General features: G+C 68.0%; 10 protein-coding genes and 1 riboswitch. Of the genes, 6 read left to right on the forward strand and 4 right to left on the reverse strand.

The window, feature by feature from the left end; all coding sequences use genetic code 11:
* The first annotated feature begins 29 nt into the window (after positions 1–29).
* The 4 genes from ileS to ndk all read left to right on the forward strand — a co-directional run bounded on the left by ileS (position 30) and on the right by ndk (position 5,712).
* Positions 30–3,404 carry an isoleucine--tRNA ligase gene (gene ileS, locus AC1DNG_RS00350; protein ID WP_476886347.1) on the forward strand — a complete coding sequence of 1,125 codons (3,375 nt, stop codon included), beginning with the start codon at positions 30–32 and terminating at the stop codon, positions 3,402–3,404.
* A gap of 3 nt (positions 3,405–3,407) precedes the next feature.
* Positions 3,408–4,766 carry a bifunctional folylpolyglutamate synthase/dihydrofolate synthase gene (locus AC1DNG_RS00355; RefSeq protein WP_223917442.1) on the forward strand — a complete coding sequence of 453 codons (1,359 nt, stop codon included), beginning with the start codon at positions 3,408–3,410 and terminating at the stop codon, positions 4,764–4,766.
* A gap of 3 nt (positions 4,767–4,769) precedes the next feature.
* Positions 4,770–5,225 (forward strand): DUF4233 domain-containing protein, encoded by a 456-nt coding sequence (locus AC1DNG_RS00360; protein ID WP_476856911.1) that lies wholly within the window; start codon positions 4,770–4,772, stop codon positions 5,223–5,225.
* Positions 5,226–5,298: 73 nt separating this feature from the next.
* Positions 5,299–5,712, forward strand: a complete 414-nt coding sequence (gene ndk / locus AC1DNG_RS00365) for a nucleoside-diphosphate kinase (RefSeq protein WP_018773361.1) — start codon at positions 5,299–5,301, stop codon at positions 5,710–5,712.
* Positions 5,713–5,854: 142 nt separating this feature from the next.
* Here ndk and AC1DNG_RS00370 read toward each other — a convergent pair whose 3' ends face one another.
* From AC1DNG_RS00370 to AC1DNG_RS00385, 4 genes are all read right to left on the reverse strand, one after another.
* On the reverse strand, positions 5,855–6,475 hold the full coding sequence (locus AC1DNG_RS00370) for a hypothetical protein (RefSeq protein WP_476886348.1): 621 nt from the start codon (positions 6,473–6,475) through the stop codon (positions 5,855–5,857).
* 41 nt (positions 6,476–6,516) lie between these two features.
* The gene (locus tag AC1DNG_RS00375; protein ID WP_476886349.1) at positions 6,517–7,239 is read right to left on the reverse strand and encodes a dienelactone hydrolase family protein; all 723 of its coding nucleotides are present in this window, start codon (positions 7,237–7,239) and stop codon (positions 6,517–6,519) included.
* 64 nt (positions 7,240–7,303) lie between these two features.
* Positions 7,304–7,849, reverse strand: a complete 546-nt coding sequence (locus tag AC1DNG_RS00380) for a flavodoxin domain-containing protein (protein WP_476856908.1) — start codon at positions 7,847–7,849, stop codon at positions 7,304–7,306.
* A gap of 165 nt (positions 7,850–8,014) precedes the next feature.
* Positions 8,015–8,686, reverse strand: coding sequence for a vitamin K epoxide reductase family protein (locus AC1DNG_RS00385; RefSeq protein WP_028277864.1), 672 nt, complete (start codon positions 8,684–8,686; stop codon positions 8,015–8,017).
* Between the two features lie 481 nt (positions 8,687–9,167).
* Here AC1DNG_RS00385 and AC1DNG_RS00390 point away from each other — a divergent pair, with 481 nt between their 5' ends.
* Together AC1DNG_RS00390 and AC1DNG_RS00395 are read left to right on the forward strand one after the other, a co-directional pair.
* Positions 9,168–12,437, forward strand: a complete 3,270-nt coding sequence (locus AC1DNG_RS00390) for an Rne/Rng family ribonuclease (RefSeq protein ID WP_476886350.1) — start codon at positions 9,168–9,170, stop codon at positions 12,435–12,437.
* A 148-nt stretch (positions 12,438–12,585) separates the two neighbouring features.
* Positions 12,586–12,683, forward strand: a riboswitch (TPP riboswitch).
* 69 nt (positions 12,684–12,752) lie between these two features.
* Positions 12,753–14,300: a bifunctional hydroxymethylpyrimidine kinase/phosphomethylpyrimidine kinase gene (locus AC1DNG_RS00395; protein WP_476886659.1), complete on the forward strand. Its 1,548-nt coding sequence runs from the start codon at positions 12,753–12,755 to the stop codon at positions 14,298–14,300.
* Positions 14,301–14,568: the final 268 nt, after the last annotated feature.

Consider the following 14,568-nt stretch of genomic DNA (forward strand, 5'->3'; position numbering starts at 1 on the left):
TGTTCACCAGCTCAACCCAGGATGTCGAGATGACTTATTACCCCAAGGCCTCCGCCACAGGCGCCGGCTCCACCACCTCTGCGTCAAACGCGGCTTCCAACGCAGTTTCCAACACCTCCGGTGTGTCTGCCTCCGTGAAGTTCCCGGAGATCGAAGAGCGCATCCTCAAATACTGGGACCAGGACGGCACCTTCCAGGCGAGCATCGACCAGCGGGATCCCGACCTGCCTGACGGCAAGCGCGGGTCCAACGAGTTCGTCTTCTACGACGGCCCGCCCTTCGCCAACGGCCTGCCGCACTACGGCCACCTCCTGACCGGCTACGCCAAAGACCTCGTGGGCCGCTACCAGACCCAGCGCGGCCGCCGCGTGGAGCGCCGCTTCGGCTGGGACACCCACGGCCTGCCCGCCGAGCTGGAAGCCATGAAGCAGCTGGGCATGACGGACAAGACCCAGATCGAGGCCATGGGCATCGACAAGTTCAACGACGCCTGCCGCGCCTCCGTCATGAAGTACGCCGACGAATGGAAGAGCTACGTCACCCGCCAGGCGCGCTGGGTGGACTTCGAAAACGACTACAAGACGCTCAACGTCGAGTACATGGAGTCCGTGCTCTGGGCCTTCAAGCAGCTGCACGAAAAAGGCCTGACCTACAACGGCTACCGCGTCCTGCCGTACTGCTGGAAGGACGAGACGCCGCTGTCCAACCATGAGCTGCGCATGGACGACGACGTCTACAAGAACCGCCAGGACCAGACCGTCACGGTCACGTTCCCCATCACGGCAGGGGACTCGGAGCTGTCCAGGCAGCTCGCCGGGGTACAGGCACTCGCCTGGACCACCACGCCCTGGACGCTGCCCACCAACCTGGCGCTCGCCGTCGGGCCCGACATCAGCTACGTGGTCCTGCCGGCCGGCCCGCACGGGATCAAGGCCGCCGCGGCCGACGCCCCCGTCACGGGCAGCTTCCTGCTCGCCGCGGACCTCCTGGCCGCCTACGCCAAGGACCTCGGCTACGGCGACGGGGCCGAGGGTGCCGCCGCCGCGGAAGCCGCCATCACCTCCCGCCACACCGGCGCCGAGCTCAACGGCTTGAGCTATGAGCCGCTCTGGGACTACTTCCACGACGCCGAAAAGTACGGCACCGAGAACGCCTGGCGCTTCCTCGTGGCCGACTATGTCACCACCACCGACGGCACCGGCATCGTCCACCAGGCCCCCGCTTACGGCGAAGACGACCAGAAGATCTGTGAAGAGGCCGGCATCCCCGTTGTCCTCTCGGTCGACGAAGGCGCAAAGTTCCTGCCGCTCTTCGGCCACGGCGACCTCGCCGAAATCGCCGGGCTGCAGGTATTCGAGGCCAACAAGCCCATCACCCAGGTGCTCCGCGCCCAGGGCCGCCTGGTCCGCCAGGCCAGCTACGAGCACAGCTACCCGCACTGCTGGCGCTGCCGCAACCCGCTGATCTACCGCGCCGTGTCCTCCTGGTACGTCGAGGTCACCAAGTTCAAGGACCGCATGTCCGAGCTCAACCAGGACATCAACTGGATCCCGGGCAACGTCAAGGACGGCCAGTTCGGCAAGTGGCTCGCCAACGCCCGCGACTGGTCCATCAGCCGCAACCGCTACTGGGGCAGCCCCATCCCCGTCTGGCAGTCCACCGACCCGGACTACCCGCGCACCGACGTCTACGGCTCCCTGGCCGAGATCGAGGCCGACTTCGGCCGCCTGCCGCTGAACAAGGCCGGCCAGGTGGACCTGCACCGGCCGTTCATCGACGAGCTCACCCGCCCGAACCCGGATGACCCCCGCACTCCGGAAGAAGGCCAGTCCGTGATGCGCCGCGTCGAGGACGTCCTGGACGTCTGGTTCGATTCCGGTTCCATGCCCTACGGCCAGGTCCACTACCCGTTCCAGAACGAGGAATGGTTCGACACGCACAACCCGGCGGATTTCATCGTCGAGTACATCGGCCAGACCCGCGGCTGGTTCTACATGCTGCACATCCTTTCCACCGCGCTGTTCGACCGACCGGCCTTCCGCAACGTCATCAGCCACGGCATTGTGCTGGGTTCGGACGGGCAGAAGATGTCCAAGAGCCTGCGCAACTACCCGGACGTCTCCGAGGTCCTGGACCGCGACGGCTCCGACGCCATGCGCTGGTTCCTGATGTCCAGCCCGATCCTGCGCGGCGGCAACCTCGTGGTCACCGAGCAGGGCATCCGCGACGGCGTCCGTCAGGTCATACTGCCGCTGTGGAACGTTTACAGTTTCTTCACGCTGTACACGAACGCGGCAGATGGCGGGCGCGGGTACGACGCGAAGCTCCGCTACGACGGCTACGCCGACACCCTGGACCAGTACCTCATGGCCAACACCGGGGACCTGGTCCGGAACATGACCGCCCAGCTCGACAGCTACGACATCTCCGGCGCCTGCGACGAGCTGCGCAGCTACCTGGACATGCTCACCAACTGGTACGTCCGCCGCAGCCGCCAGCGCTTCTTCGACGAGAGTGTGGACGCCTTCGACGCGCTCTACACCGCGCTGGAGACCGTCACCCGCGTGGCCGCCTCTCTGCTGCCGCTGATCTCCGAGGAGATCTGGCGCGGCCTCACCGGCGGGCGTTCCGTGCACCTGGCCGACTGGCCGGATGCCGGACTGTTCCCGGCCAACCCGGGCCTGGTCGAGGCGATGGACCGGGTGCAGCAGATCTGCTCCACCGGCTCCTCGCTGCGCAAGGCCGCGAACCTGCGCGTGCGCCTGCCGCTGCAGGAACTCACGGTCGTGGCACCGGGCGCGGACGCGCTGGGCGGCTTCGCCGCCGTCGTCGCCGATGAACTGAACCTGCGCTCGGTCCGCCTGCTGGACGCCGAGAGCGCCTCCCCGGAGGAGTTCGGCATCGAGCAGAAGCTCGTGGTCAATGCCCGGGCCGCCGGCCCGCGCCTGGGCAAGAACGTCCAGCAGGCCATCAAGGGCTCCAAGTCCGGCGACTGGTCGGTCAGCGACGCCGGGGTGGTCACCGCCGGCGGCCTCGACCTCGAACCGCAGGAGTACACCCTGGAAACCGTCGTGGCCGAGGCCGCGGAAGGCGAAGGCTCGCGCGCGGCCGCCGTGCTTCCCGGCGGCGGCTTCGTGGTCCTCAACACCGAGGTCACCCCGGAGCTGGAGGCCGAGGGCCTGGCCCGTGACATGGTCCGCGCCATCCAGCAGGCCCGCAAGGACGCCGGACTCAATGTCAGCGACCGGATCAGCACGTCCGTCACGGCGAAGCAGGACGTCGTCGAGGCGCTGCTGGCCAACGCGGAGCTGGTCAAGACCGAAACCCTGACCGTCGAGCTGGAAACCCTGGCGGCCGACATCAAGGACCCACAGGTCAGCGTTGCCAAGAAAGTTGGAGCCTAAACCATGACCGATGAATTCTCCGTTGAAAGCGTCTACGCCGAGCTGCTGGGCCGGGCGCCGGAAAACAAAATGGAGCCGCGGCTCGCCCCGCTGCACCGGGCCATGGAAATCCTGGGGGAGCCGAACAAGGCGTTCCCGATCATCCACGTCACCGGCACCAACGGCAAGACCTCCACGGCCAGGATGATCGAGGCCGGGCTGCGCGCCCACGGCCTGAGTACCGGCCGCTACACGAGCCCGCACCTGTCCAAGGTCACCGAGCGGATCAGCATCGACGGCGCCCCGGTGCCGGATGAGACGTTCGTCCGGATCTGGGACGAGATCCGTCCCTACCTGCAGATTGTGGACGGCGAACTCGAGGCGGCGGGTCAGCCCCGGCTGACCTACTTCGAGTGCCTGACGATCCTGGGCTTCGCGGTCTTCGCTGACCAGCCGGTCAACGTCGCCGTGATCGAAGTGGGCCTGGGCGGCATCACCGACGCCACGAACGTCGGCGATGGCCAGGTGGCCGTCGTCACCCCGATCTCGCTGGACCACACCGATCTGCTGGGCGACACCACCGGGGACATCGCCTACGAGAAGGCCGGCATCATCAAGCCCGGCAGCTTCCTCATCAGCGCGGCGCAGCCGGTCGACGCGGCCCAGGTCCTGCTGGAAAAGGCCAAAGAGGTCAACGTGCCGTTCCGCTTCGAGGGCGTGGAGTTCGGCGTCGAATCCCGCACCGTCGCGGTCGGCGGCCAGATGGTCACCATCCAGGGCATCGCCGGACGCTACGAGGACCTGCTGGTGCCGCTGCACGGCGCGCACCAGGCCGAGAACGCCGCCGTCGCCATTGCTGCGCTGGAAGCGTTCTTTGGCGGGGAAAAGGCGATCGACGCCGAGATCCTGCAGGAGGCCTTCGCCTCCGTCACCTCCCCTGGACGGCTTGAGGTGGTCCGCACCGCGCCGACCATCATCGTGGACGCGGCCCACAACCCGGAGGGCATCCGGGTCTCCGCCGAGGCCATCCACGAGGCCTTCAACTTCACCAAGCTGGTGGTGGTGGTCGGCGTGCTGCGGGAGAAGGATGCCGAGGAGATCCTGCGCCAGCTCAAGGAATCCCTGGGCGGCCTCGCCACCGAATACTGCTTCACCCAGTCCAACTCGCCCCGGGCCGTCCCGGCCGAGGACCTGGCCGAAATCGCGGTTGACCTGGGCTTCGGCGAGGAGAACATCCACGTCGCCGGGAAGCTCGATGATGCCCTCGAATGGGCCGTGGAACGGGCCGAAGCCGATGACGAGCCCGCCGGCGGGGTCCTCGTGACCGGTTCCATCACGCTCGTCGCGGACGCCCGGATCCTGCTCGGAAAGGCGGACGCTTAAGCGATGGCGAAGCTCACCAAAGCCCAGCGCGAATGGCGCCCGGGCATGCCCAAAAAACGACGGTCGACGAAGGTCATGTTCGCCTCCACGGTCCTGCTGCTGGAAGCGTTCGTGGTGCTCTTCGGCACACTGGCCGTCTTTGGACTGCACCGGAACGAATACCCTGCGGCCCTGGTCTTCTCGGTCGGGATCGGCCTGTGCCTGGTCTTCGTCTTCACCTGCGCTGTCCTCTCGAAGCCGTGGGGAGTGGCCCTGGGCTGGGTCCTGCAGCTCGTGCTGATCCTGGGCGGCATCGTGGAACCGGCGATGTACCTCGTCGGCGCGCTCTTCGCCGTGGCGTGGTGGTACGGGATCCGGACCGGCATCCGGATTGACCGGGAAGCTGCCCAGCGGGAGCGCGAGCAAGCTGACTGGGATGCGGCCCACCCCCAGGGCCCCGCGCCGGGAAAGAGCGCCTGAACCTCCATCCCGGGCACCTGGCCCGAACCCCGTAGACTTGACCCAAATCCCACCCCAACACATTGGAGCAGCTGTGAGCATTGAGCGCACCCTCGTCCTGATCAAGCCCGACGGCGTCGCCCGCAACCTGTCCGGCGCCATCCTGAGCCGGATCGAAGCCAAGGGCTACACCCTGGCCGAGCTCAAGAAAGTCGACGCAAGCCGCGAACTGCTGGAGCAGCACTACGAGGAGCACGTCGGCAAGCCGTTCTACGAGCCGCTGGTTGAGTTCATGCTCAGCGGCCCCGTGGTCGCCGCGATCTTCGAGGGCCACCGCGTGATCGAGGGCTTCCGCACCCTCGCCGGCACCACGGACCCGACGACGGCGGCGCCCGGTACCATCCGCGGCGACTTCGGCCGCGACTGGGGCCTGAAGGTCCAGCAGAACCTGGTCCACGGCTCGGATTCGGCGGAATCCGCCGAGCGCGAGATCAAGATCTGGTTCTAGCCCGAATTTCGGGACGCCCTCCGCCAGCGAGGGGACGGTTAAGGCCAATGTTCGTACCGGACATTGGCCTTAACCGTCCCCTCGCCGTTTGGGACCTCGCGGCGGGTGGGGCTTCGCTGCGTGCTCCGGGTCCGGAGACCTCTCATCGGCTGGCGAGGCGCACTAGATTCGAGAACTGACGGGTCTGCATGACCCAGTGCGCGGGCTCCAGCATGGCAATGCTCATGATAGGTTGCAGCCATTGTGGCCGTAGCGACCAGTACCCGCTGACCACCAGCCGGGTGCGCTCACCAGCGGCCTCCCGCAGCTCGAATCCCCAGAGCGAGTCGGTGTAATAGCGCGGCCGGGTTCGTGCCGGGTCGAAGGGACGCCCGCGGAGATCGACCGACATACGCAGGCCCAGGAACCTCTCGGGTTCAAGCGCCGCGACCGCCCACCACTCGCTGCCGTCGGGCTTCGCCGCCAGACGGTCACCGATGGCGATGTCCTGCCACTCCGGATGGATGCGCCCTGCGCTGCGGCGCCCGAAATTATCGAGACGGTCCCAGCTGTACCAGCCGGCGCGATCCGTTCCCATCTGCACCAGCCAGGGCCACACGCGGGAAGGGGGCGCATCGATGGTCACCGCCATGGTCGCGCTTCGGGTGCTGCCCGGAATCAACCCGGCGCCCGGGTAAGGTCCCCGCGCTTCGTCAACGGTCGCACCCCAGCGAAGCAGGCGTGGCCGCGCAACGGCCAGGTAGCCGGTGGTGAAAACGGCCACGGCACCCGCTGCCAGCTGGGATCCCCTCGGTGCAGGGTGCATCATCGCGCTTCCCCCTCAGTGATCAGGTGTTCCCGGAAGAACCCGAGGATGCGCAGGCGCGCGTCCTCGGCGGAGGGCTCGTGGTAACCGGCAGCAACCAGCTTCGCGAGCAACTTGTCCCCGAACGTGAGGTCCGACGGGCCATGCCTGTTGAGGAAGCCGTGACCGGCGTCGGGATAGACCTTGATGTCATGCTCTATTCCGGCGTCGGCGAGCAGCGGCTCCAGACGCGCCGGCACCTTGCGCACTCCGGGCCAGCGGTCCCTGGCGCCGTAGCTGCCAACGATGGGACAGGCGCGGGGCATTGCGCGGGCGGTCCCGTCATCCAGTCCGCCGTAGTTGACGCTTGCCGCGGCGAAGTCATGGTCCGGGGCCAGCATGAGGGCGAACCCGCCGCCCATACAGAAACCGATCACGCCGATCCGGCCGGTGCAGCCGTCCTGTCCGGCCAGCCAGGCGCGGGTGAGGTCCAGGTCACCGAGGGGCCGCCAGCCGCGGATGAGGGACCACAAGCAGGCCGTCCTGGTGCCCCAGTAAAACAGGTCAGGTGCCACGGCGAGGAACCCCTCGCCGGCCAGCCAGTCGGCCTGGTCTCTGGTGTCACGGCTCAGGCCGAGTGCGTCATGGATGACGACGACGCCGGGCCACGGACCGGTACCGGCCGGCGTCGCCGCGTAGGCAGGCATGTCCCCTCGTTCGGCGTGAATGTTCACAACGGTCATGGGTCCTCCCGTGCACGCCCCACCGAGCCGGGCGCCGCGGCCGGGATGCGCAGTCCCGACGGCATTAGCCTGTGATGCTGCCTGAAGACGTGGACGAAGCAGGTTTAGCGAGTTGGGCCGTAATCTGATCCGTCCATTCGTCGACTGCCGCCCAGTCCCGCAAATCCCCAAATCGGCCGCCGGTGAGCCGGAACAACACCCGGAGCGGTGCCGGCATCTGGCCGGCCTGGTAGACGCCGGAGAAGAGTTTGTGGCCTCGAAGTGGAACTTCTTTGATCAGGACTTCTGCCAGACGTTCCTGTTGCAGTGCCGCGCCGCGCCGGCGTATGGGCTTGGGCAGCGCATCCGCCATCCCTACACTGAAGGCCCAGACGGGCCGACTGGCCAACTCGCGGGCGTGGTGTTTGAAGAACAGCAAAGCCGGGGGCAGCCAGGCCTGGTTGTGGACGGCGCTGCCGACGACGACAGCCTCATAGCGGGAGAGGGCCCCGACGTCCTCCACGGACCGGCACTCTACCTCGCCCAGTGCACCCGCCATGCGGGATGCCATATGTTGTGCCATCTCCCGGGTGGAGCCCAGGGCGCTTGCGTAGGCAATTAGAACAGTCATCAAGAGGCCTCCGGTCTTCCTTCCTCCAGCCTTATGTAACCTGCGCGCGCGGGGTCGTGCCATAAGTCCCGACATGGGCCCGGACCCTCTCACCGAAGAGACGGCTAAGGCCAATGCCCGGCGCGAACATTGGCCTTAACTGTCTCTTCGATGCGGTTGGGGCGTTTAGTAGCCGGAGGTTCCGATGAAAACCTGGATGAAGGCGAAGAAGATCGTCGCGACGACGGCGACGTACAGCAGCGCCGTAATGATCCAGCCGGAGTCGCCGATCACCTTGGTGGGACCGGCGGGCAGGGCAATCACGCCGTGGGAGATGTTCCGGACGCTCACCCAGACGAACAGCGGGATCATCACGGCCCAGACGATCATGCAGAACGGGCAGAGGATGTGGATGGCGTACAGGGCCTGGGACCAGAGCCAGACCACGAACGCGAAGCCCAGCGTCACGCCCGCCTGGAGCCCCAGCCAATACCACCGGGAAAACCGGGCGCCGGCGAGGATACCCATGGCCGTGGTGATGATCACGGCGAAGGCGACGATTCCGATGAACATATTGGGGAAGCCGAACACGGAACTCTGCGGTGTCTGCATGACCTGGCCGCAGGAGATCCACGGGTTCACGTCGCAGACCGTGACGTGGTTCGGGTCCTTCAAGACCTCCAGCTTCTCCAGCACCAGGGCCCCGGATGCGAGCCAGCCGATGACGCCGGTGATCAGCAGGAGCCAGGCGAACGGGCGGTCGCGGGTCATCGTGGGAAGGGGCCGCGCCGCGGGGGCCGGGCCGGAACCCGGTTGGTGCACGGTCGCGTCGCCGGCGGTGCTGGAGATGCTGGGCATGGAAATTGAGTCCTTTTTTAGTCGTCTTGACCGGGTGCTTCTTGCCCCGATTGTAACGCCGGAGGCTGAGCAGCGCCGGAGAACGGCCCCGGCCGCCGCGCCCGGCCGCACCTGTTGCACTTCCGGCCCCGCCTGCCCCTGCTTTCACGGCTCCTGTGAGACAATGATCGTGGCTGGAACCCGATCCACATCCGGATTCCGGTCCGGCGATTTTGTTTCAAGACCGCCAATGATGAGCAGGGAGCTGCGGATCCTCTGATTCCAGCTGTCCCGCAATGCCATTGGACGGCACCTGGTTGTGGCGTGTAGGTCAACGGGTTCCAAAACAATCTCGCCGGCCCTCCAGGGCTGCCGCACCCCACTGCCGGTGCGAACCTGAGGGTATCCAATTGACTTCTGTCAATGCCTGCGGGTGTTGACGCATATTTGCCCAAGGGGCGCCGAATGTGGCGGCGCATCAGGGGCAGGAGTGTCGCCACATATGGATAATGACCAGGTAGTAGCCGGAAACGAAGAACTAGTAGTCACCGGGGAAGCGCAGGGAACTGCTGAAGCAGAGGCTCCGGTAGCCCCGAAGAGGGCCGTACGGACCCGCCGGAAGGCGCCCGTCGCCAAGGTCAACGCCGCGGAGGCGGCCGAGGCTGTCGCCGAAGCCGCGGCCCTGGCCGACGCGGCCGGTTCAGATGAGCCCGTCCGGGGCCGCCGTAAGCCGGCCAACGTCGAAGCAGCCGGATCTGAAACTGTTGAACCCGAAGCTGCTGTATCTGAAACTGCTGCCGCCGGGACTGCGGCCAAGGCGCCCGCGCGGCGCACCCGGACCCGGAAAGCTGTAGCAGCCCCGGAACCGTTGCCTGCCTTCGCCGGCGATGCCGAAACCGGCGCACCTGCCGCGGCTGAGGCCCCCGCAGCAGCTGGCACTGACGCAACTGCCGCCGCAGAAGCCGCACAAACGGCCGCAGAGACGGTTGCAGAGAAGCCGGTCCGCCGCCGTGCCAGCCGTGCCAAGGCCGCCCCGAAGGCCGAAGAAGCACCCGCGGCAGTACTCCCGGCCGAAGAATCCGCCGCTGCGGAAGCACCCACCGCGGAAGCCGCCGCAGCCCAGCCCGAAGAGCCGGAAGCCCGGCCCGAGGAAAGCCCGGCCGCGTCGCTGTTCATGGAACCGGGTGCCCTCACTTCCGTCATCTTCCAGGCCCCGGACCTGAGCACTGTGGTGCGTCCGGTCCCCGTTGCCGCCGCAGCAGCTGAGCCCGAGGACGAGGAAGGCGACGAGGACGAGGACGCCGGCAACCGCCGTCGGCGCCGCAGCCGCGGCCGGCGCGGCCGCACCCGCACCTCTGCCGAGTCCGACACGGAGTCGGAAGGCACCGAAGAAGAGGGCGACGAAGGCTCCGAGTTGATCCTTGAAGACGGTGTGACCTCCCGCCGCCGCCGCCGCCGCCGCCGTGGAGACCAAGACCTCGAGCTGACCGGCGGGGAAGGCGACGATCCGCCCAACACGGTGACCCGCGTCCGTGCGCCGCGTGCCATGGCCGAGGCGCCGGTGAACAACCGCGTCACATCCGTCAAGGGCTCCACCCGCCTGGAAGCCAAGAAGCAGCGCCGCCGCGAATCCCGCGACACCGGCCGCCGCCGTACCGTCATCACCGAGGCCGAGTTCCTGGCCCGCCGCGAGTCCGTGGACCGCCAGATGATCGTCCGCCAGCGCGACGACAGAATCCAGATCGGTGTCCTTGAAGACGGCGTCCTGGCCGAGCACTTCGTGTCCAAGACCCAGCAGGACTCCCTGATCGGCAACGTCTACCTGGGCAAGGTCCAGAACGTGCTGCCCTCCATGGAGGCCGCTTTCGTGGACATCGGCCGCGGCCGCAACGCCGTGCTCTACGCCGGTGAAGTGAACTGGGAGTCCGTCAACCTCGAGGGCAAGCAGCGCCGCATCGAGAACGCGCTGAAGTCCGGCGACTCCGTGCTGGTCCAGGTCACCAAGGACCCAGTCGGCCACAAGGGCGCCCGTCTCACCAGCCAGATCTCGCTGCCCGGCCGGTACCTCGTGTACGTGCCCGGCGGTTCCATGACCGGCATCTCCCGCAAGCTGCCCGACGTCGAACGCAACCGCCTCAAGCGGATCCTCAAGGACCGCCTGCCCGAGGACGCGGGCGTCATTGTCCGCACCGCGGCCGAGGGAGCTTCCGAGGAAGAGCTGACGCACGACATCAACCGCCTCCGCGCGCAGTGGGAAGGCATCGAGAGCCAGTCGACGTCCACCAAGATCCTCGCCCCCGAGCTGCTCTACGGCGAACCTGACCTGACCATCAAGGTGGTCCGGGACGTCTTCAACGAGGACTTCTCCAAGCTGATCGTCTCCGGCGAGGAAGCCTGGGACACCATCGAGGCCTACGTCACCTACGTCGCGCCGGACCTCGTGGGCCGGCTCGAGAAGTGGACCAAGGACACGGACATCTTCGCGGCCTGGCGCATCGACGAGCAGATCCACAAGGCCCTGGACCGGAAGGTCTTCCTGCCCTCGGGCGGTTCGCTCGTGATCGACCGCACCGAAGCCATGACCGTGGTGGACGTCAACACCGGCAAATTCACCGGCTCCGGCGGCAACCTCGAGGAAACCGTCACCAAGAACAACCTGGAAGCGGCCGAGGAAGTCGTCCGGCAGCTGCGCCTGCGCGATATTGGCGGCATCATCGTGATCGACTTCATCGACATGGTGCTCGAATCCAACCGCGACCTCGTGCTGCGCCGCATGGTGGAGTGCCTGGGCCGGGACCGCACCAAGCACCAGGTGGCCGAGGTGACCTCGCTGGGCCTCGTGCAGATGACCCGCAAGCGGATGGGCACCGGGCTGCTGGAAGTCTTCGGCGAACAGTGCGAAACATGTGCGGGCCGCGGCATCGTCACCCACGACGAGCCGGTGGAGCACCGCCGCGCCAACACGGTCGCCGCGGAGCACTATGTGCCGCGCACCGAGGCGCAGCCTGCTGCCCGCCCGGAACGCAAGAGCCGTCGCCGCGGCCGGGGAGGCCAGGGCGGAGAGACCGCGCCGACCGCACCCGCGCCCGTCCACGCCGAACCCACCGAGGCCGAACGCCACGCCAAGGCCGAGGCCACCCGTGCCGCGCTGGCCAACATCGCTGCCGCGGCGCACGCCGCGCACCTGCACGACGGGGAGGCAGCCGCAGCCAGCGACGCCGGGGCCCGCCAGGCCGCCGTCGACGCCGTCACGCAGCTCGCAGCCGCCGACGAGGCAGCCGGCCGCCCCGCAACGGTGCTGACGTTTGGCGGCGAGCAGGTGGCCCTGCCCTTCGTCGAGCACGCGGAGGACGCGCCGTCACCGGCCCTGACCCTGGACCTGCTGACCGAGGCCTTCGCAAACCTGGGCGAAGCCGAGGCCGGCAAGCCGGACCAGGCCGCCGGCCTGGCGGCCGGTCAGGCAGCAGCTGTTGCCGCACCGGAAGCCACGGCGCCCGAGGCGCCGTCGGCCGTCCGCGCTGCGGAGGCGCCGTCGTCACGCACAGCTGACACCACGACGCTGCGCGGCCGCCGCGGGCGCCGCAACCGGAGTGCCAGCCGCGCCCAGGGCGCAGCCAACGAAACCTCCGTGGAGCACCGCGAGGCAACCCGGCCGGCCGCGGCCGGATCCGTCCACGAGGCCAAGGCTCCCGCCGCGGCCGGGCCTGCGTCCATCCCGGCCGGCAACGAGCCGATCATCCTCGGCGTCGGCGTGCCGGCGTCGGAGCTGTAGTCCTCCGCGACTGACCACGTCCCCGTCCGGTCATTATTTCGACTGGTCGGGCCGCGGGTCCGGGTCAGGGCAGACGTAACATACGTCCGCCCGGGCCCGGGCCCGCTCGTGCGTTAACGGGTCCTCCGGGTGGCAAGGGCTAGGCTGGAACACTGACACGGGGTGCCGGGCATCGGGCCGGCTGAGATCCAGACCCGTTGAACCTGTCCGGTTAGCACCGGCGAAGGGATGTCTTCCTTGTCCGCGAAATCGAATCCGTCCGAGTTCCTCCCGCCCAATTTTCTGCACAACGAGTCTCTGCCGGCCCCGCCGCGCATTCCCCGCGTGCTGGCCATCGCCGGCTCCGATCCCTCCGGCGGGGCCGGAATCCAGGCCGACCTGAAGAGCATCGCGGCGAACGGAGGCTACGGCATGGCCGCCATCACCGCCCTGACAGCGCAGAACACGCAGGGCGTGCGCGCCGTCCACGTCCCCCCGGCGTCGTTCCTCACGGCGCAGCTGGACGCCATCAGCGACGACATCGGCATCGACGCCGTCAAGATCGGCATGCTCGGTGACGCCGCCGTGATCGACGCCGTCCGCGGCTGGCTGGAAAAGGTGCGCCCCGCCGTCATGGTCCTGGACCCGGTGATGGTCGCCACCAGCGGTGACCGGCTCCTGCAGGAATCGGCCGAGGCCGCCCTGCAGGCCCTCCTGCCGCTGGCGGACCTCATCACGCCCAACCTCGCCGAACTCGCCATCCTGCTCAAGGAACCCGTCGCTGCCGAGTGGTCCGAGGCCCTGGCGCAGGGCAAGCGGCTGGCCGCCCTGACCGGCACCACCGTCCTGGTTAAGGGCGGACACCTCCAGGGCGCCGGGCCGGGGGACGGGCATGCCCACGACGCCGATGCCCACGACGCCGCCGGCCACGGCGCCGGCACCGGCTGCCCGGATGCGCTGGTCAACACCGGCGGCCTGCTCGGCCAGGAAACGGTGGTGGTGCCGGGGGAGCGGATCGCGACGCGCAACAGCCACGGCACCGGCTGCTCCCTGTCCTCGGCCATGGCCACTGTGCAGGCCAGGGTGGGGGACTGGGAAGCGACGCTGCGGGAAGTCAAGCCGTGGCTGCTGGGCGCGCTCCGCGGAGCCTCGGCCCTGGACGTCGGCTCCGGCACCGGCCCGGTCCACCACTTCCACCACCTGCAGCACCTCCAGGCCGGGCAGGGTCCGGCGGCGGGGGAGTTCGCCGCAGCCCTGCGCGCAGGAGCCGCGGGCGATCTTGAGGCGATCTACGCCCTGGACTTCGTCCGCGGACTGGCCGACGGCACCTTGCCCGAGCACGAGTTCGCGTACTACCTCGCCCAGGACGCCATCTACCTCAACGGCTACTCCCGGGTCCTGGCCCGGGCCGCGGCGATTGCCCCCACCGAGGCCGAGCAGCTGTTCTGGGCCCGTTCGGCGCAGACCTGCCTGGAGGTCGAATCCGAGCTGCACCGTTCCTGGCTCAGCACGCGCCTCACGGCCTCCACCCTGGGCCCGGTCACGAAAGCGTATGTGGACCACCTGCTGGCCGCCTCTGTCTCCGGCAGCTATGGCGTCCTCGTGGCGGCGGCGCTGCCCTGCTTCTGGCTCTACGCCGAGGTCGGTTCCACGCTGCACCGGGAGTTCCTGGCCGGCGGCGCCCCCGGGGAGCACCCATACGCCGGCTGGCTGCGGACCTACGCCGACGAGGACTTCGCCGCCGCGACCCGGCAGGCCATCGCGTACACGGACACGGCGGCCGGGCGGGCATCGGAGAGCGAGCGGCAGGCCATGGCCCTGGCTTTCCGGCAGTCATCGCGCTACGAAGTGGACTTCTTCGACGCGCCGCGGCTGTACGCCTGACGCGAGCTGGTCCGGACTACCGGTACGATGGTGGGGCACGGTTCCGGAAGTCGTTGCGGCAACACAGCTCAAGATGGTCAAGATCCCGGCCAAGAACATTGGCAGGGACTTTGCATCAAGATGTTGTGGCGCCTATCACGGACTACCCGCCGGAACCAGCCTCATTTGCGGCCGAAGGCAAAATTAGCGTATTCTAGATCTTCGGTGCTTACGCCAACACTTGGGTTATGACCCTGAGAACGGTCCGCTTGGAATTTCAAATGGATTT

This window comes from Arthrobacter sp. 01T425 (assembly GCF_056398725.1).

What these genes read in the sequence shown, in the direction of transcription:
- ileS (WP_476886347.1), top strand. Translation starts at nt 30, where the DNA reads ATGACTTATTACCCCAAGGCCTCCGCCACAGGCGCCGGCTCCACCACC.
- AC1DNG_RS00390 (WP_476886350.1), top strand. Translation starts at nt 9,168, where the DNA reads ATGGATAATGACCAGGTAGTAGCCGGAAACGAAGAACTAGTAGTCACC.
- AC1DNG_RS00375 (WP_476886349.1), bottom strand. Translation starts at nt 7,239, where the DNA reads ATGACCGTTGTGAACATTCACGCCGAACGAGGGGACATGCCTGCCTAC.
- AC1DNG_RS00360 (WP_476856911.1), top strand. Translation starts at nt 4,770, where the DNA reads ATGGCGAAGCTCACCAAAGCCCAGCGCGAATGGCGCCCGGGCATGCCC.
- AC1DNG_RS00380 (WP_476856908.1), bottom strand. Translation starts at nt 7,849, where the DNA reads ATGACTGTTCTAATTGCCTACGCAAGCGCCCTGGGCTCCACCCGGGAG.
- AC1DNG_RS00355 (WP_223917442.1), top strand. Translation starts at nt 3,408, where the DNA reads ATGACCGATGAATTCTCCGTTGAAAGCGTCTACGCCGAGCTGCTGGGC.
- AC1DNG_RS00385 (WP_028277864.1), bottom strand. Translation starts at nt 8,686, where the DNA reads ATGCCCAGCATCTCCAGCACCGCCGGCGACGCGACCGTGCACCAACCG.